The sequence below is a fragment of the Arsukibacterium sp. UBA5043 genome (assembly GCA_002415085.1).
Taxonomy (GTDB): Bacteria; Pseudomonadota; Gammaproteobacteria; order Enterobacterales; family Alteromonadaceae; genus Alishewanella.
Window position 1 is genome coordinate 1 of record DIBV01000011.1, and the last position, 18,845, is coordinate 18,845.

18 protein-coding genes are annotated in these 18,845 nt (G+C 43.8%); 6 read left to right on the top strand and 12 right to left on the bottom strand.

Annotated elements, in window-relative coordinates; translation table 11 throughout:
• From B2Q61_RS10450 to B2Q61_RS10460, 3 genes are all read left to right on the top strand, one after another.
• The coding region (locus B2Q61_RS10450; protein ID WP_290622481.1) for a hypothetical protein at positions 1–464 on the top strand (464 nt) is incomplete at its 5' end.
• Between the two features lie 430 nt (positions 465–894).
• Entirely contained in the window at positions 895–1,425 is a 531-nt protein-coding gene (locus B2Q61_RS10455) for a hypothetical protein (RefSeq protein ID WP_290615450.1), read from the top strand.
• A complete protein-coding gene (locus B2Q61_RS10460; protein ID WP_290615449.1) occupies positions 1,418–1,951 on the top strand; it encodes a macro domain-containing protein in 534 nt (177 codons plus the stop codon). Before B2Q61_RS10455 ends, B2Q61_RS10460 begins: the two co-directional genes overlap by 8 nt.
• A gap of 95 nt (positions 1,952–2,046) precedes the next feature.
• Here the strand turns inward: B2Q61_RS10460 and B2Q61_RS10465 are convergent, their stop codons facing one another.
• From B2Q61_RS10465 to B2Q61_RS10500, 8 genes are all read right to left on the bottom strand, one after another.
• Complete coding sequence (locus B2Q61_RS10465; protein ID WP_290615454.1) at positions 2,047–3,324, bottom strand: McrC family protein; 1,278 nt, start codon at positions 3,322–3,324, stop codon at positions 2,047–2,049.
• Positions 3,305–5,512 (bottom strand): McrB family protein, encoded by a 2,208-nt coding sequence (locus B2Q61_RS10470; protein ID WP_290615448.1) that lies wholly within the window; start codon positions 5,510–5,512, stop codon positions 3,305–3,307. The genes B2Q61_RS10465 and B2Q61_RS10470 overlap by 20 nt, the downstream gene beginning before the upstream one ends.
• Positions 5,513–5,701: 189 nt before the next feature.
• Positions 5,702–9,637, bottom strand: a complete 3,936-nt coding sequence (locus B2Q61_RS10475; protein ID WP_290615447.1) for a DEAD/DEAH box helicase family protein — start codon at positions 9,635–9,637, stop codon at positions 5,702–5,704.
• Positions 9,638–9,917: 280 nt separating this feature from the next.
• Positions 9,918–11,105, bottom strand: a complete 1,188-nt coding sequence (locus B2Q61_RS10480) for a restriction endonuclease subunit S (RefSeq protein WP_290615446.1) — start codon at positions 11,103–11,105, stop codon at positions 9,918–9,920.
• Complete coding sequence (locus B2Q61_RS10485; protein WP_290615445.1) at positions 11,102–12,745, bottom strand: type I restriction-modification system subunit M; 1,644 nt, start codon at positions 12,743–12,745, stop codon at positions 11,102–11,104. The genes B2Q61_RS10480 and B2Q61_RS10485 overlap by 4 nt, the downstream gene beginning before the upstream one ends.
• A gap of 27 nt (positions 12,746–12,772) precedes the next feature.
• A complete protein-coding gene (locus tag B2Q61_RS10490; RefSeq protein ID WP_290615444.1) occupies positions 12,773–13,489 on the bottom strand; it encodes a hypothetical protein in 717 nt (238 codons plus the stop codon).
• Positions 13,490–13,596: 107 nt separating this feature from the next.
• Positions 13,597–14,424: a restriction endonuclease gene (locus B2Q61_RS10495; protein WP_290615443.1), complete on the bottom strand. Its 828-nt coding sequence runs from the start codon at positions 14,422–14,424 to the stop codon at positions 13,597–13,599.
• 171 nt (positions 14,425–14,595) lie between these two features.
• Positions 14,596–14,907 (bottom strand): hypothetical protein, encoded by a 312-nt coding sequence (locus tag B2Q61_RS10500; protein ID WP_290615442.1) that lies wholly within the window; start codon positions 14,905–14,907, stop codon positions 14,596–14,598.
• A gap of 439 nt (positions 14,908–15,346) precedes the next feature.
• Between B2Q61_RS10500 and B2Q61_RS10505 the strand changes: the two genes are divergently transcribed.
• Positions 15,347–15,625 (top strand): hypothetical protein, encoded by a 279-nt coding sequence (locus B2Q61_RS10505; RefSeq protein WP_290615441.1) that lies wholly within the window; start codon positions 15,347–15,349, stop codon positions 15,623–15,625.
• 72 nt (positions 15,626–15,697) lie between these two features.
• Entirely contained in the window at positions 15,698–16,588 is an 891-nt protein-coding gene (locus B2Q61_RS10510; RefSeq protein ID WP_290615440.1) for a helix-turn-helix transcriptional regulator, read from the top strand.
• Between the two features lie 67 nt (positions 16,589–16,655).
• Here B2Q61_RS10510 and B2Q61_RS10515 read toward each other — a convergent pair whose 3' ends face one another.
• The 4 genes from B2Q61_RS10515 to B2Q61_RS10530 form a co-directional block, all read right to left on the bottom strand.
• The gene (locus tag B2Q61_RS10515; protein WP_290615439.1) at positions 16,656–17,006 is read right to left on the bottom strand and encodes a hypothetical protein; all 351 of its coding nucleotides are present in this window, start codon (positions 17,004–17,006) and stop codon (positions 16,656–16,658) included.
• A 22-nt stretch (positions 17,007–17,028) separates the two neighbouring features.
• Positions 17,029–17,310 carry a hypothetical protein gene (locus B2Q61_RS10520; protein ID WP_290615438.1) on the bottom strand — a complete coding sequence of 94 codons (282 nt, stop codon included), beginning with the start codon at positions 17,308–17,310 and terminating at the stop codon, positions 17,029–17,031.
• A 98-nt stretch (positions 17,311–17,408) separates the two neighbouring features.
• Complete coding sequence (locus B2Q61_RS10525; RefSeq protein WP_290615437.1) at positions 17,409–17,756, bottom strand: hypothetical protein; 348 nt, start codon at positions 17,754–17,756, stop codon at positions 17,409–17,411.
• 131 nt (positions 17,757–17,887) lie between these two features.
• Entirely contained in the window at positions 17,888–18,082 is a 195-nt protein-coding gene (locus tag B2Q61_RS10530) for an AlpA family transcriptional regulator (RefSeq protein ID WP_290615436.1), read from the bottom strand.
• A gap of 153 nt (positions 18,083–18,235) precedes the next feature.
• Here B2Q61_RS10530 and radC point away from each other — a divergent pair, with 153 nt between their 5' ends.
• Positions 18,236–18,712 carry a RadC family protein gene (radC, locus tag B2Q61_RS10535; protein ID WP_290615435.1) on the top strand — a complete coding sequence of 159 codons (477 nt, stop codon included), beginning with the start codon at positions 18,236–18,238 and terminating at the stop codon, positions 18,710–18,712.
• Positions 18,713–18,845: the final 133 nt, after the last annotated feature.

The following is an 18,845-nucleotide window of genomic DNA, read 5'->3' on the forward strand; positions in this document are numbered from 1 at the left end:
TACTTTTTATGGGTAAGAACAATGGCTACACGAACATCGGAGTTAACATGACCGTCGATTTGTCTGATTTATTACCCCCAATTAAAAAGACTGAGTTTCAGAGAAAGTTGCGCAGCTTGTTAGATCAGGACGTTGAGGGCTTTAGTTGGGAAGAGAAACTTGCCTTAATTAACTCAGAAGCATTGAAATTGGATATTGAACGCAATGCTGAACCTGAAAATAAAGGTAAACCATGGTCTGATCATGAGTTACGGCTTGTACTAAATATGGCTCCAATCCGTGATAGCGTGATGCTTCTATCGAAAGCTTTAAAAAGAGGGCACGGAAGCATTGAACAAATTTATCGCTGGGCTGGGCAAAGCCCAGACAGAATTGAGTCTGAACGATCAGATCATGCGTTTGTGCAGCAAATAGTAAAAATCAGGAAAGAGCTTGGCTGGAAATCAGTTGGCGGGAACAAATAGCCATTTAAAAGCCAATTTATTCGCGAGGCGCAAAATTGCTCGCTATAGAGGTAAAAAATGAATAATCCAGACATAATAATGCTCCCTTGTGACATTTGCAGCCAACAGTTTCAGTTCGGACGTCATGTTTATGATGGTAAGTTTATCCCCACCTATAAATTAACTGTTTGCAGTACATGTTTTAACGGTAATCATGACGGTTGGGCACCACACTACGAACAAAAAATACTTAGTCACCTTGAAAGAAGTGGAATTAAAGTTCCTGATAGAAATGAAAATGGTTGGCTACCCCGAGAGTAGCCATTTAACAAATTGCTTAATTTCGTTCCAGCCACAAAAAAGCGTGGCCTCCACTTGACTGCCTACGCTGCGGCAGCCAATTAGCAAAACGATATATGCCGTTGATGGATAATACTAATTGAGAGAGTTTATGGATTTAACAACTTGGAATGACCTTGCTCCTTTACTAGCAGTATTGTCACCCATCGTAGTGATATTATTGTCTGGTCTTTGGTTCAATAAATCGTTAGAGAAACTAAAAAGTCGATTACAAACAAGTCAGGCGATAGTTCAAAAGCGTTCTGAAATTTATACTGAAATACAAGATTCTCTCAACGACATTTACTGTTATATCAAGCGTGTAGGCAAATGGAAAACTATTACTCCAGAAGAAGTAATAGAACGAAAAAGGCTTGTAGATCAAAAGATGCATGCTACGAGACCTTTTTGGTCAAAGGGAATGCGAGATGCCTATAAAGATTTTATGGATGTATGTTTTGTGACAAACCGTGGTCATAAAATAAACGCAGGTATTGTTGCTGAAGTAGTAAAATATCAAGAGTTGGATTCGTGGAAAGATGAATTCATAGATTACTATGATGGTAGTTTCGATGAATCGAAACTTGATCAAGTAAATAATAAGCTAATGGCTGCTTTGTCAAAGGATTTCGGTGTTGAGTAGTAAAGCCATTATGACTGAATTTAAAGTAATACTGGGTGATATAACGGGCGCTAATGTTGATGTAATAGTGAACGCTGCTAAGCCTTCCTTAACAGGGGGGAGTGGTGTTGATGGCGCTATTCACAAAGCTGCCGGACCTGATGTATTGCAAGAGTGTATAGCGTTAAAACCACATGGTGGTATTCGCTGTCCTGTAGGAGAGGCCAGAATCACTGGTCCTGGTCAGCTTCAGTGCAAGTTTATAATTCATACTGTTGGTCCTATTTACAAAGATTGCAGAGAACCAGAAGCATTTCTTAAGCAGTCGTATATAAACAGCATAGAGCTAGCTTTAAAACACAAGTGTAAATCTATTGCGTTTCCTGCTATTTCATGTGGGAAGTATGGCTATCCTCATGACGAAGCAATAGATATAGCTTTTTCATCATTAAATCCATATTTAGGTCGTGGTATTCAAGTTTACTTTTATGTATTTGATAGAGACTTATACCTAAAATATTTAAATAAATTAAGCTCAATCGAATAAAGCATATAACAAGCGCAGTAATTTCGCGTAATTAATTACAGATGAAGTCGTATTCATCAAGATGGTCAGCAAAGAGGCGGTAAACAAGTATTTCTTTAAAGGTTTATTGAGCAAATATCGGTAACTAAATCATAAGGCACCACATGCAATTTTAAGCTGGCATGGTACTCAAAACACGGTAACGGGACCGAGAGCATGTGATGCCGTGGATAGATCAAATACAGCTCACCTTTGCCTTGTAGATACTTCTCGCCATAAGCAAAAAGTTGGTACATGTCGGCTTGGCTTAAATTATATTTCTGTTTTGTATTGTCCTGATTTTGATCAAGCAACTTCCACTTTGTATCCATCACAGTTACAACGCGGGCTTGGTCATACACAACAATGTCTGGCTTCAACTTAAACCATTTTTCATCTCTATGTGTGACCAGGCTCAGATTGGCTACCTGCGATCTCAAACGAAATCCCGCAGGCAATTTACGAGCAAGCTGCTTCGCGACATATCGCTCGAACAGCTGCTCCATCGGAAACAGAAAGGATAAGCCTTTATAATTGCCCACCATCGCGATTGGTGATTGATAACTAAGAATAAGCTCACACCAGGGTTTTAAAGGACGATAATGGGCAATACTTCGATCATCCTTCCAAGCTCTAAAATCTAGCGCAAAGTTGCTCGATTCTTTGATGTCATGGAACACAAATAACAGTTCTCTGGCTAGCCGCTGATTCGCATTTGAGCTGGACCATTTGAGCACTTGCTTAAGCGCAGAGTGCAATAATCTATTTTCAGCTCTATCGGGGCTATAAACGTCATGCGAAACATGGAAGTAATGTTGCCGACCAGGCCGCTGCCTTATTTGCTTAGACACATGTAACTGGCCCTTAAGGAAAGGTGATTCACGCTCAACCCGTTGATACTCATTTCTAATGCCTTGCCTAACTAACTTAGCGACAGCATGCAAAAAGTGACTAATCAATAACTCGTACAGCGGCTGTTGTAACAATTGCAGATGCGACTGTTGAAACTCTTGCAACTTCAAGCCTTCAACACTGGCTAACATTTTCAGCAGTACTTTACGCCCACTCACTGTGTCACTACTATCAGTAGATGTTTTAGGTAAAACTTCAATACGAGTAAAACACGGCGTTTCAAGCACCCCAACATAGTTCAACACTTGCAAAGCAAGTGCTCTTCCATGGCGTTTTACTTTCACCAAGTCCAGCTGGCTGTCGCCATTGCCGATACCGTTTACCATCAACCAGTCAAAAGCACTTTTGGGAATTGAATGGCAATCAATATTGCTAAAGTCACCGCCATTAATTAAAAGGCCAAACTCCCGCACAGTGACATTATTAACTTTCGACTGAATCATAAATGCCAATGTATGCTTCTGGTGTCATTAACGCTGCAATATTACGCTGAAAAGGCCGAAAACCATTTGCCTGCCAGTCATTGCCCATCAGTTTTAACACTGTGGCATCTGAGTACTTTTCGTTGACGAACCTTAACGTAGCATCAGTCTTCAGATGATCGCCTAACACTTGTCCTACCCGCTCCCAATCCTCAAAAAAATACTCTTCCAGCAAAGGTAAAATTTCCAGTTCAAAAATTCGCGCCAAGCGCTCTATCTTTGGATCGTTCCTTAAAGGCATGAAAAAGCTGTGACCAATAGTGTGTTCACGGTCATACAGTAATTCAATACGCTGGTTAATAGTGTGCAGCATGTTGGTGATATCTATTCCTTCAACATCGATACCTGCCAGCAACTCAGGTTGTGGCATTATTTCTTTAAATTCAAACCGGCGACGAAGAGCAATATCGACCTGGGCCAAGGATTTGTCTGCGGTATTCATGGTGCCAACAATATAAAGGTTCGATGGCACCGTGAAAGGCTCCTTTGAATAGGGCAACTTAACCGACAGGGATTCTTTAGCACCAGCCCGCTTTGTAGGTTCGATTAAGGTAATTAACTCACCAAAGATGTTTGAAATATTACCGCGATTAATTTCATCGATTATCAGTACATAGGGTTCAGGGTTGGCTATTGGCTCTCTTTTCACTACATCATCAGAATAGGCTTTTAAACCAAAATGTTTTTTCAGATAAAGCAGAAACCCTTCAACATAAGACGTGTTATAAATTTCCTGTTTTGAACCGGTAAGATATAGCTTCTTTACGTTGGCAATTGACGCCACATATTTTGGGTCAGTGCTTTCTGTTGCGTGAGGGAATACCCTAAACGTTAAACCACCAGAGTATTCAATTTCAAATTTCTTTCCCCTGACAGTTTCCATTTGAATACGCTCATCGGCTTCTTCAGAGGCCTGCTGCAACCCCAATATGGCGGCTTCAAAATCATCTACAGATATGGCATCAGAATAACTTGAACTCGCCCGCTCACATATGGTTTTAAATACGCCAGGCGCAACACTGTAAGACAATGCGCTGCCTTCACTGCCCGCCTTTAAGCCCTCAACAAAGTCTTCATAGCTAAAGCTCTGATGAAAGGTTACAAAGCTAATATGATGGCTGGCAACCAGCTCGTCAAACCTTGCCTTTAATAAGCTACGGTTATCAGAATGCTCTGCAAGATAGCCAGGGTCAATAATGGCAAGGGCTTCGTCAATGGTGTTAAAGGTTTTGCCGGTGCCTGGTGGCCCGTACAGAATTTTATTAAGGCTCTTAAAATTCTGACCTTCCTTAGTCACGGTATACCCCTGTTTTGGCTCTTCCACCACATCAATGGTGCTTGGCACGGCTTTCTTCCATTTGGTCTTTAGCGGCTCTACGTAATAGTCGAGATCTGCAGTGCCGTATTCAACCTGAAATTGCTTTCTAAGTGCTAACAGCCTCGCGTCTATCTCACTCGCCAACATTGATGAATACTGCTTAGTACTGACATGTCCAAGGTGCAGCAGAATTGAGCGCCGGTCTGTTTTACCAAAAATGCGTTCATTAAAGTCGGGGAAGAATAAAAACAGCAGCATATGGCGTAACTGCCGGTTTTCATTCTCAGGAATGGACTCTAGCCACTCTGCAAAACGCTGGTGATCGTTAAATAACTCAGACCGCTGTTGCTGATTAAGCTTTAAAAGTGCTTCAGTAATACGAATGCAGTAAACGAGCTCGCGCCAACGTCCGGTATTATAGGCCGTTCCGGCGCTGCCAACACCTGTAAGTGCATCATCTGATAAATACTGTGCACTTCTCTGAGGATCTATCTGAAAACCACTCCAGGAAAATACACGTTCAATACTTTGTCGTTTTGAAGCCGGGCCAGTATTGCTAGGACATAAAAACATAAACCACAGCATTTCCGCTGCCAATACTTTTACCTCGGAAGATACACTGGCAAGCTGGCCTTCAAGCTTTCCAAAAAAGTCACCGTTCCCTGCATCTGGGTTATCAATAAAGCAGTGAATAAGCTCAGCACAATACTCACTGGTCCAGACTACGTTATCGGTCAACAGCGATTTACCTTGCAACAAACAGCGCTGTTGAAACTCTTTTGCGTTTGCAATCAGATGCGTTGAGTTCATTTCTCCACAAAATCTGGCCATGGGTTCCTTAAAAAACTAATTCAATAATAAGAACAATATTAGTGATGTAATACTTCAGCACTAGCAAAATCAGAGCGATTTCAACCAAGTCTTGCCAGCAACCTTACCTCGGTTCGCAACTAAGCACACCTTGGTAGGCAGCAATTATTGCGGCGCCCTGGTGGTAGATATCAACGGTTTTGCTCATGGCTAGCCAGTTTTTCTATTACTGGCTGATCTGCGGGCTTCCTGTTTAATACTTTCAAGCAGCTCCTCATCCGTCTTTAGTCTTAGCTCGTTACCTTTGATATTAGTTTTTAAATTGCGTTGGTATTTCCTTTGAAGTTGCGGCACTAATTTAGCGTACACTTTGGCTACGTCATCCCAAAAGCACAAAAATCCGCTTCTTAACACTGGATACACGGTGAAAAATGCGCTGACACTACCACCGCATTTAATCAGCAGATCAATATCGATACTACCCGCTTTAATCTCAAGGACATCTACGTGAACCTTCAACGAGTTTGCTGCCACCGGAAGATATTCAACCAGCTGATGATTGATTGAAGTTACAAGGTCAATGGCGAACTCTTCCGACCAAGCGCCAAACTCTTCATCAAGCACTAGTTTGGCCGAGCCAATGGCTAATTTTTCAATTTGAAAGTCCGGATCAACCACCAAAGCGGATACATCCGATATGCCTTTAATGCGATCTCTAATGTCACTAACATTAGGTGTATCGAATAAGCCAAACACACCTTCGAAGTGAATATCTGAAAATGGCGGCTTTGCCAGTTGCGCCGGGCTCATCACGCCGTTCTGCGTAAGATAATCGATGATAGTGTTTACAAACTGCTGCTGCTGCGGGTTAAATCTGGCGCTATCGAGGTAATCAGCAAAGGCCGCTTTGGCGGCACCACGATCCAGCCCCACCAGTTCCCGCACAAATTCACCAACGCTTTTATCAGGATGAATGGTTTTATTGTACTGATCTAAATCGGCTATGCCGCTGGCTTCAAATAGCTTGTAATCCAGCTGCTGCAAATCGAGCCTGGTGATTGCTTGATTGCGCTTAATTCGCTGTATGGTTAAGTCATCTTCATGCGCGCGGATATAGGCTTCAACCTTTTTGCGATACAGGGCCAGACTTGAATCAGTAGAAAACTCATACACACCATCATTTTCATGCACTTCCAGCAATTGATCCTGAAAGTTAGTAAATACAATGCCGGTACTTTCTTTTTCGATAAAACGCATTAATAAGCGCAGCTTTAGCCGGGTCTTTTCTAAATCTTGCAGTGATACATCGGTCCAGAAGTTGGCACTCTGTACATACTGGATCCATTCCAGCTGCGCCATTACTGCAGGCACACTGGCTTTGCTCTCCAGCTTTGCCGCTATTTGATTCAGCTTGTCACGATAAAAATCCGAAATGCCGGTTTTATTCACCAGTGCCAATTGCATGGTAAGCAGCAATTGGTCAAACCGCAGTGACAATTCCTCTTCTTTTTCCTCGGGGATCAGCGGCGTAGCTTCACTGGGCAATATCGCAATTTGCTTTTCCAGCTCAGCCAAATGTTCATTAGTTAAATGATGCCATATTGCACTTTGTTGATACTTTTCAACTAACTGGCGTTTAGCACGCACAATAAAGTTATCCAGTTTCATGCCGGCAACGCGGTGCTGTAAGATGCGAATATTGTACTGCTGGTAGTTGCTACCAAAGTCACCAAATTCAGGTTTATCTTTAAGCCGTTGCGACAACTGCAAGCGGCTTTCAAAAATAGCTTGCGACAAGCTTTTACTCAGGTTGTCTTTTGCCCCTTCGGGGTTCATTTCAAAGTATTCAAAGTTCTTACAACAATCAAACACCTTAAAAAATTGTTTGGGTTCACCGGGGCCAAATAAGTCTTCACATAAACGGGTACCACGCCCCAGCATCTGCATAAACTTAACTTTAGATTTGATCACCTTAAAGAACATCAGGTTAACCACTTCCGGCACGTCTATACCGGTATCAAGCATATCTACCGACACCGCAATGCTTAACGGCAAGTTGGGATCTGCTGGTTTCTTTTCACCTTTAAACTTATCAATCAGCGTATCGGCGTACTTTTCTTTGTAGGTTATAACCCGGGCAAACTTACCTTTGTAACTGGGGTAATTGGCATTAATACGTTCAACAATAAACTCGGCGTGATCGTTATTAGCGGCAAATATAATGGTTTTACCCAAACGGATACCGCCAGCAACCTTAACCCCACGCTCCATCAGCACCTGCAGCGCCTTATCAACAGTATCTTTGTTGAACAGAAACTTGTTTACCTCAGATGGCAGTACTTCTTCTTTGCCCTCCAACTGTTCTTTGCTTTCCCACTCTTCTTTGTCTGCTACAGATAAGTCTGCGTACTTAATGCCTTTACGAATAAAGCCCAGCTCTATTTTTACATCTTTTGGAGGCACTAACACCTTGTCGGCGATAGCTTCATTTAACTCATAAGCAAATGTGGGGTCATTTTCCGGCTGCTCGAAAATATCATAGGTATTTTTATCTAACTCCGCTTTTGGGGTCGCCGTTAACCCCAATAACAACGAATCAAAATAGTCGAAAATGTAGCGGTATTTTTTATATACCGAGCGGTGTGCTTCATCGACTATTACCAAATCGAAATGGCCGACACCAAACAACCGGCTATCGGGTGCCGCACTGAGCAGCCCCATCATAGTTGGGTAAGTAGAAAGATATACCCGCCCTTTTAGCTGCGAAGTACCGCCGGATAGAATCTCCGGCGAGCTTTTTGGCAGTAATTTAGAGAACTCCTTTTTTGCCTGATTCACCAACGCATTGCGGTCGGCCAAAAACAAGGTGTTTTTTACCAGGCCGGCGCGCATGAGTACGTCAACCAAGGCAATAGTGGTGCGGGTTTTACCGGTGCCTGTAGCCATAACTAATAAGGCTTTGCGCTGTTTTTCTACATCAAACTGTTGGCATACCGATTCTATAGCTAAACGCTGATAAGGCCTGCCCTTGCCAGCAATATTGGTGTCCAAGTCTACTGAGAGTTGCTTTTTCTCCTGACCTTTCTGGGGGCGCCTGTTTATCAGGCGCTGCATTTCATCCTGATTTAAAAAGCCCTGCACCAAACGGGGTGGGTATTGGCAATCGTCCCAAAAATGAATTTCGTAACCATTGGTGTAGTAAATCAGCGGGCGTTGGCCAAAGGTTTTTTCCAGACAATCCGCATAACAAATGGCCTGCTGGCGCCCCTCTTTGGCGCTGAGCACAGTACGCTTGGCTTCTACGACTGCCAGCGGCTTACCATCGGCACCCCATAGCACATAATCAATAGCTCCATTACCCGATTTATTATTAATACTTAGCGGCATGCCTTTTACAGCAAACTCTTTAACGTTCGGCGCATCAAGCACCCAACCCATTTCTTTTAAGTACTGGTCAATAATAAATTCGCGGGTTTCGGCCTCGTTATAATTGTGCGGGTCTTTTACCTTGTGCGTGACTTTGGCATTACTGGCCTTTTGCTGCTCCAACTGGTTTTGCAGTGCCTGTAACTGCTGTTGTAGCGCGGTATTTTGCTGGCGGGCTTTTTCCAGGGCTTGCTGATGTGCTTCGTCACGCTCGGTAAGTTGTTTTTGTAACAACTTTAATTGCTTGGCAGATTGCATTACCAAGTCGGCGCTTATTTGTACGGTTTTGGGTACCTTTGCCAGGTCGAATACCTGGTCTTGCAGCGGCTGGCCTTGTTGTATGCCACTACTGTAAGTACGGTAAAACCAATAAAGAATATGGTGCAGCTCTTTCAGTGCCTGGGTCGACTCCGGCTCTGTGACCTTGCGCTCACTATGAACCGCATTATTGCCCGCCTTTTGCACCGCTTTAATTTTGGGGAAAATTGTACTGCCAAGCGCAGCCTTAAAGTCACTTTGGTTAATAAGGGTATTTAAGCTTTGGTCGTATTTAGGTTTTTGCAGCCATTTGTCGAATTCATACATCCACTGCACTGTACGTTCCAGGGTATAGCGGCTGTAAAAGCAGCTGGAGCGTGGGTCGGCATTAACCACTGCTTCAGCTTTTAGCGCATATTCCTGTAACTCAGGCCATTCAGATAAGAATAAAAAATTCGACATGCAACTTCCTGTTCTATTTATTATTTTGCCAATAAATTCTCAATCAACCGGATTAAATTCTGCTTTTCCTACGAAGAAGGCTTGGCCACTAATAAAGTCATAGCAGCCAAACCTGTATCATTTATAACAGCTTGATAGTGTTCATTAAACAAACTTTTGTTTCTATTTAAGAAATCAACAGTTGGAAGGCCGCGCTGCGTTTTTCATCTTGTGCGACACATTTAGCTGCAAACTACCGTCTTCATTTTGATAAATCTGCAGCTCGCTCATCAGCTTATCCTTAAGCGTTGGTTGTTAAATCCAACTCGCCTTTAAAAGCGCGCTGCATTAGGGAGTAGAAACATTCATCTAAACTGCTAATTTGTCGTTCCGTCTTAATCAGCTCGCTTTTTATTGATGTCCAAACCTGCTTAAACTGAATTTGATCTTCTATTGGTGGAACAATAACTCCGAGTGATCGAATATCAGACATATTTAAGTGTTTGACTGTAGATCCAGACATAACCTGCGTTAATCTCTCAGGAGTAAGTAAGAAAAGTAGTTGATACAACAAAAATTCACTATGAATTTTTATAACGTTGGGCCTAACTTGAACTAAACGTTGGCCTAAACATAACTTCATTCCAACATCGACTATTGCTGCAACCCCGACGGTTCCTTCCCGACTCAAAATTATATCGCCAGGCTCAATTTCAGATCGGGATGTTCGTTCTTTATATTGCTCAGCGTCTACAAACCGGTGGTCTGCAAAATTCCATCCACCATAAGTTAAGTTAGTAGTTCTCAAGCAAGTGATCCCATCTGCTGTCCATTGGGGTGTTGTATGAGGACAATCAATTATCCTGTCGGTAACCGTAGATAAGCTTTTTTTCTGCCAACTTTTCGGATTTCTCACCGGATCACCAAACATCTCCAAAAACACCGATTGGGCGAGTGCGTTTAGCTCTTGCTCCATTTGCTGGCATTGCTGACGCAAGGTATCGGCTTTTTCCAATACCGCTGCTATTTGCTTTTGGATGGGTAATGGGGGAAGTGGGATTTGGTAATTTTCTACAACTTTTTTTGACACCTCTTTAAAAGTTGCCCCATTCCCCAGATTTTCTAGCTCGGCTCTGAAGTACTTCAAACAGAAAAATAAATACTTAACGTCAGCTTGGCTTTTAGGAATTAAACTTTTAAAGCCTTGGTTTGTCGCCATTTCAGTCGTAGTAATCGCTAAGTGTCCTATTGGCGCCCTTGAACTAAACAACAACGAGTGTTTAGGCAACAAGGTAGCTGATGATTTCTTTAATCCCAGATCAGTTATTCTCTCTGGCGTACTATCTATGTAAATACTAGATAACTGTGAAAGATCTTTTGGTGTTACCCAATAAATACTACCGTCCCAATATTCGCCAATTTCCCTTTTAGGTGTTCCGCCCGATACGACTTCACAGCAATCGCCAAGCTTTACCATCGGCCAACTCACAGCATGGCCTCCAGATCGGCGATACCTTTATCCATTGCCGCTTGCAGCTCTTTAATGCGTTGCAGGATCACTTTTGGCGGGTCGTATTTTACTTCTGCGTATACCACTTCTTTATAACGGTTTATCGACAAATCGTAGTTTTTATCGATGATCTCCTGCAGCGGCACATAAAAGCTTTGCTCAGTGCGCTTACGCTGCGCTTCACCCTGCTTGTTAAACCAGCGGAACAATACATCAGGGATATTATTCAGTTTATGGTTTGGTAGCTCAGACGGCACGGTATCACCATGCGCGGCTTTCGTGTCGATGGCATCGGCTTCGGTGGTTAACTCCTGATCTTTAATCAACGGCGTGCGCTTGTCGTCCAGTGAAAAACCGTCGGCTTGCATATCATAAAACCATACATTGTCAGTGCCGCCGCTATTGGTTTTGGTAAAAAACAAAATCGCCGTCGATACACCGGCATAAGGTTTAAACACGCCAGACGGCAACGACACCACGGCATCCAGCTTATGCTGTTCTATTATGGTTTTACGAATGGTTTGATGCGAATTGGTAGAACCAAACAATACGCCGTCTGGCACGATGACCGCTGCCCGACCACCGGGCTGTAACATGCGCAGGATCAACGCTAAAAACAGCAGTTCGGTTTTTTCCGACGGGCCTTTAGCTTTTTTCTTATTGCCGTCTTCGTCGGTTTCGGTTTTCGCCTGCACTTTCTTCGGCGTTTTGCCAAGCGCAGTTAATAAATCTGGCGACAGCTCATCGTACGCGACACTGCCTTTAAACGGTGGATTGGCTAATATCAGCGTGTATTTTTCGCTGATATTGGCATCGCCATAATCACTAAGTGAATCACGGTATTCTACGGTTGGTTGCTCTACGCCGTGCAGCATTAAGTTCATTGCACCAATGCGCAGCATATGTTGGTCAAAGTCGTAGGCGTTAAACATCTTCTGGTGAAAATGCTGGCTGTTAAGCGGTTTTAGCAACGCGTCTTTGTGCGTGCTTCGCACATACTCTTCAGCGGCCATTAAAAAGCCGCAGGTGCCAGAGGCCGGGTCGCAGATCTTATCAGACTTTTCGCCGTCCAGTTTCGGCGCGGTCATCTCAACCATCATTTGAATAATGTGGCGCGGAGTACGGAACTGGCCATTAGTACCCGACGATTGCAGTTTGCTTAGCATGTACTCGTACAAATCGCCCTTCGTATCGCGGTCTGACATATCGATTTTATCGATCATGGTAACCACTTTATCCAGCACCGCTGGTTTGGGGATCATAAAGATGGCGTCTTCCATATGCTTGGCAAAGGCCGTGTCTTCACCCTGTATGGTTTTGATAAACGGAAACACCTTATCTTTCACCAAATCAAACATCACTTTGGGATCACTGTCTTTAAACTTGCTCCAGCGGTAGCTTAGTTCGTCATCGTTACCGTTCTTGCCAAAAATAGGGTTAGTAAAAGCCGTTTCCAGCAACATTGCCTGTTTCTCGCGCTGGGTGTGAATTTCGTCTAAACGGCGGATAAACAGCAAGAAGGTAAACTGTTCAATTACGGAGATCGGGTTGGCTATGCCACCCGTCCAGAATGCTTCCCAAATTTCATCGACCTGGTTCTTAATTTTACCTGTTAGCATGTACTAATTTACCCTAATAAATAACGGTTATTTGTTTTCTGACGCCGTGCGTTCATACATTTTATTGATGATGATAGACACATTTACAAAGCTGAGTGACACCCTATTGTGCAACATTGTACTGCCATGTGAGTGAATGTTCCGTATTTTTGGCAGTGTTTCACATAAAACCTTTACATAGTCCCATTCGACATCAAAGGCGCTCTCGTCTATTTCACTTTCATCCAACTCATATTCTTCCAAGCCTTGCTCGTCCATCAACTTAAAGATTTTATCCCGGTATGCGTCCTCAGCGGCCATTCTGTTGCGGCGATGCCAGCGCGGGAAGTCCTCATTCCGTATTAGCTGATGTTGGGCTAGATACTCCAGATACAGCCTTAACCCTTTGGTGAAATGTACGCCATTTGCTTTAAGCTTTTTTTGGAACACGGCCAGCGTTTTATCGCCTATACACTCACGAAGAGCCAGCTCTAACGTAGTAAGCACCTGGCTTTCAGCCACAACGTAAAAGCGATACACGTAGAATGAATGTAAAAACAGATTTCTGGCGGTGTCGAATTGAACTCTAATATCTTCCGGCACAATAGCATTCAGGCTGCACTGCGAAATCTGCGCATAAAGCACTTCAATCGACGTGACACTAAAATGAAAGTTACGCTGATCCGGCGCCAACACATTTACTGGGGTGCGCAGTTCATCTGCCGGGTAAATAGGAGCATTACTGTTTAACTTATCCATGTTCATACTTTGATTCTGTTCACTGACATCTCCAGAATATACTCAGCAACCCTAAGAACAGCGGGTTTTGGCTCATCAATTTACTGCGATTTATTCATATCAATCTCTTAAAACTACGCTGCTTTAGTGCCTCGACAAGCAGGATACCTTGAGCAACCAAAAAACTGGTTTCCCGCATTAGGGCCTTTTTTAGCGGTACGTAGCACCATATCACTGCTGCAAACCGGGCAGTTAATAGCAGAAGCCACGGTGCTAATTCTCGGTTTATTTTGCTGTGTGTCTTGCCCTTTTATTGCACTGACAAGTAACCGGCCATCAATCAATTGAATATTTTTACCATTAGCAAAAGCCTGCGCATCGTCAGTAAATTGGCCTGAGGTAACCACAAAAGCGCCTGCAGCATGCTTGGCCATCATGACACCATACAACTCTCGCACCACATTGACAGGCACTTTGCTGGCTTTCCAGTGTTTGCACTGAACCAAGTATGTTTTAAAATCCTTGTCTGCCAGATGTAAATCGACACCGCCGTCGGCACCCTCTGCCGTTTCGGTAACTTTATAGCCCTTTTCACGGAAAAACTGCCCTACCAACATTTCAAACTCACGCCAGCTAATCGCCGCAAGCGAATCTTGCTGTGGTGCAGAGTCGTATCGGACATTATTAAGCAGCGATACCCGCTTGGCTTTTGCCTTGAGTGATGTCACAGCGCCAAAGACAAAAATTACTGGCAGTAAATACCGCCCCCAGTAAGCAAAGTAATAGGTCAAAGAACCGGTGACATGTGCCATTGGCTTTTGAGGATCAATTACCGGCATTACCGCCAGGCTATCCAGATAAAAATAAAACCCAATTGCCATGGAAATACTGAACCACCACGGCAGGAAACTGGCTATGCCATAGAGATCTTCTATCAAGCTGGAGTTACGACGGCGGCCCACTAGTAATTGCCAATAACTAGGAACGAAAACGTTGAAGGCCTGACTAAAACAGCCCCAGCCAATTCAGCAGTCTTTTCCTGATCTTTCAACTTCGTTATCCTTAACTACGTACCACAATTTGTACCGACTTTAGAGTAAGGTGATTTTGTTTGCAATATGTAATAATTCGTATCAACGCAGCCGATTAAACGCCGGCTCATCAAAGTAATCATAATCACCTAGCTTTAGTGCCTGCTGGCGGCGCGCCAATTCGCTGGGTTTCCGCTCGGCTATAGTTACTCCAAACACTTCCAGGTGTACCTGTTCCATTAGCTGCTGCACTTCCTGCCGACCACATATTTCAAGTAGCTCACCAGCGTGGATAAAACCCTGAGCGCGTAGCCTCTGTTCAGAATTATCTTTGCCAGCCTTACTTACTAAAAAAATATCTGCAAACTGCTGGCGTAAATTAATTAAAAACAGCTCGTGTTGTGCGTAATTCATTGCTATCCCTCTGGCCTTTGAGTAATTGGCATCCCTGCCAGCTTGTCCTTGTTACATCCTGTTGGCCGCTTCCTGCAGCCTTGTCCATTCACTATGTCACTGATAGCGACATGTCATCCCTTGCTGCACATCTTAGGCAGTTTCCAAATTCACGCCATACTGTGCAGATGCTCAGTGTATGTTTTTCAGGCAGGAGCTTTTTTGCATTCTTTAATAAGCGTTGGGTACCTGGCTTAATTACTCTACAGTTTTTATATGAGCGAATAACTATACCCAAAATCATTGAAGTTGCAGGTAGGCGGCAACTGAATGAATCTCCATGAGCATAGCTATCTATGCGATTGGGCCGGGCTGGCGCACCAGTGAGTGAAGGCAGCCAACACCCCTGCAGCTTCAAGGATGACAGGTATAAAGCTACATAAACGGGAGCAATTGACTGATGGCCATAAACTTTAACGTTACAAGCGATGATTTACCGGCGCTGATTAGGATAGGTAAACTGCGTGAACTAATGACTAAAATTGCCCATTTAGCTGAGCACCGCAGCGATAAGGTGATTTGTGAAGGGAAGATTTGGTGTTACGCCGACTTAGTCTATTTGGCATATGAGTACTATGTGCTGGCACGTAATTATGGATTAACGGTACATAATTTTGTAAAGTGGCTGGAGCAAGAGCAAGCTATTTTAAAACAGCACCATTTGGCCTGGCCGGCCTAGCCCTGGATATGTAACTGATATGTAGTGGGATACTCGTGCACGCTTTGCATACACATTTAAAGGATTGTACGTATGAAAACGATGGAACACACTGCGCAGCGTGAAACTGAAGGCTGGCCCATTCGCTGGGAGCTGCTGATGCGCTACCGGTTAATTGAGATAGTCGCATTATGGGAAGGCCGTCTAACTACCAACCATTTATGCAACAGCTTTGGTATTGCTCGCCAACAAGCATCGAAGGACATTAATGCTTATTTGCGCGATGTGGCACCGGGTAACCTGATCTACGATGGTAAGCTTAAAGGGTATAAACCCGCAGCTGATTTTTCACCTAAGCTAACAAGCGGCCTGGCAGATGAATATCTGCATGCCTTAGCCAGCATTAAAGACTTTGCCCACACCTTCAGCCAGCTCGATTTAGGCTTTGCCCATACTGAGATGCTAACACCACCGCTACGGCAGGTTAATCCGGACATTTTACGAGCCCTGGTTCAAGCGGCTCGCGATGGCAAAAAGATAGATATGGGCTATGTGTCACTCACTTCGCCAGATGAAGAAAGCCGCATTATCGCCCCGCACACTCTGGTATGTACCCCACTTCGCTGGCATGTACGTGCTTACTGCGAGAAAAACCGGGATTTCCGTGATTTTGTGTTAAGCCGGTTTCGCGGCATAAATGGCATCGAAGGCGATGCCGATATGACCAAACAGCAGGATGAACGCTGGAACACCAAGGTTGATATCGTATTGGTACCCGACTCCCGGTTAAGCGACTACCAGAAAGCTATTATTGCCGAAGATTACAATATGACCGACGGTAAGCGGGTTATATCGGTACGATCTGCTCTGGTACCCTATGCCGTACAGGCGCTAAACCTGGATTTAGCCAAAATAGAAGCGCGCCCGGAGGCGCAGCAGATAATGGTAGCGAATTTGGATGAAGTGAAACGGCATGCGTTTTAAGACTTGTTTAAAGTGCTACTTTTTATTTTTTTAAATAAGAAGAGCCGGCAGATGCCAGCTCTTCTACTTATGCTACAGCAGTTTTTAATTTTTCATCACACTGCTGTTGCGGGTCGACTTTAATTTGCATTGCCTCATTTCTGGCAGCCAGAACTTTCTTTTCAGCCACCACAAATCTCTTAAGCAGTTGCCGAACCATCGGCTGATAGCCAATACCGTGCAAGGCAGCAACTTCCTTTAGATCTGTAATTAACTCATCTTGTAAGCGAATTGAAATTAATGTCATAGATGCGGCTTTATCAAACTGGGCCATCATTTCATCTGGTAACTCAGCTTTACGTACATGCTCTTCGCTTGTACCGTATGTGCCGTCATCCCACTTGACGTCTTGTGATTCGTCATATGTAGGTTGTTTCATTCTTTACTCTCCGTTGTGGTACTTAAGCGTACTTTTTATAAATGGCTAACTCTCTATGGTTTGCCTCATACGCTGTTCTGATGATCATAGTGCCATCTTTAAATATGAATGCTATTTTCACGAGCTTACCGAAATCGGTACTACCAATAAACCATAATGTTGGTGGGTCACTTTTATGCTGTTCTCTGATGTCCTCCAGAAAGCCAGCTAATCGTCCCGATATAGCTTCGTACACTTCATCCAGAGTTAAACAATGCTTTTCTTCAATCTTTTTCTTAACTGCAGGTGAAATGTAAACTGCCATTTATCTACTCCACGCCCACGTGTATATACAGTATATATATATATGCTGAAAAAAATAGTATTTCTGGATAAATTTGGGGATTCACGCCAAGAGCTTACTTAACTAGCCTTTGCATAAACCGATAATGGCGTAACGCCTTGGGTTAGCCATTCGATCTCTAAGTTACCGTTATCAATCAACAATCGCCCTTCCCGGTTTGGCCGGATGCGTTGCGACTTGCGCTGCTCGACCAACGTATCCAACAATTCCAGAATAGCGGTTTTAACGCCTAACTTTCTAAGCATCAAGTTATCAGCATCAGTTAAGTGCCATGCGGTAGCTGTTAGCATCGCTGATTCGGCTTCCGCTAAAAACATGATACTGCCGGTGAGTTGTTGTAATTGTGGGTAGTTGTGACGCAGTGCTTCCAGGCTCTGCTGTTCAAGTTGGATTACATCATGATCCATAGCTTTCTCCTTATGCTCTATTTCAGTGTAGCCAGATTAGCGGCTGAAAACAGCTCTGAACAGTTAGGATATTTTTGATGTGTACGTTAATGATACGGGTAACAGATTTCATATTTGTGTCAAAAGGTGCATTACTTAGCTGCCAGGTGCTCACGATGTTCAATCTTCTGCTGAATCCACTCTTGTATCTCACCCTCCACCCACGCCACCATTCTGGTACCCAGTTTTACCGGCTTTGGAAAGCGGTCTTCTGCGATAAATTTATAAACGGTTGAGCGAGCCAGGCCGGTGCAATCCATTACGGCTTTTAATTTGATTAGTTTCATGGTCAGGTCCTCGTATTAGTCCAGACCATGTGCCTGTTGCGTATTTTTTAACTGAAAGCTGGTATCCGCTGCCAGCAATTGCCAAATCGAAAAAACCTCAGACCTATATCACTAATAAGCATATGCAAATAAATGCCTATTAGGAGATATACCATGGCACCAAAACCTACCACTGCAGACGTTGTTAAATGGTCAGTTGCCGCGTTAGAAGTACTTGATAAAGCTGCTACGCTGATTGCCAAAAAATACGCTCGTAAAGATGCCTTTACCAACCCTGATGCCACCAAAGATTATTTAAAATACCGGATGGCCCACCACGAGCGTGAAGTGTTCGCCATTATGCTGTTGGATAACCAGCACAGGTTAATTGAGTACAAAGAGTTATTCTTCGGCACCATTGATGCTGCGCCGGTTTACCCGCGCGAGGTAGTGAAGCTTGTGCTGGAGCATAACGCTGGTGCGGTGATCTTTGCCCATAACCATCCATCTGGTGTGGCCGAGCCCTCAGAAGCAGATAAACGAATAACCAAACGATTAAGCGATGCACTGGCGTTAATTGATGTAAAAGTGCTGGACCATATCGTAGTTGGCGAAACCCCTGTTTCATTCGCTGAACGTGGGCTGTTGTAAGCCTATTTAGTAGGTTAGCAAAGTACTGCAAAACGGCATAAATGGCCAAGTTCCCAAATTAGCCTTTTGGGAACTTGCCAAGCCTTATAAACCGGCACTTTCAATTTTTGCACTGTGCTGAAGTTCTCAAAAC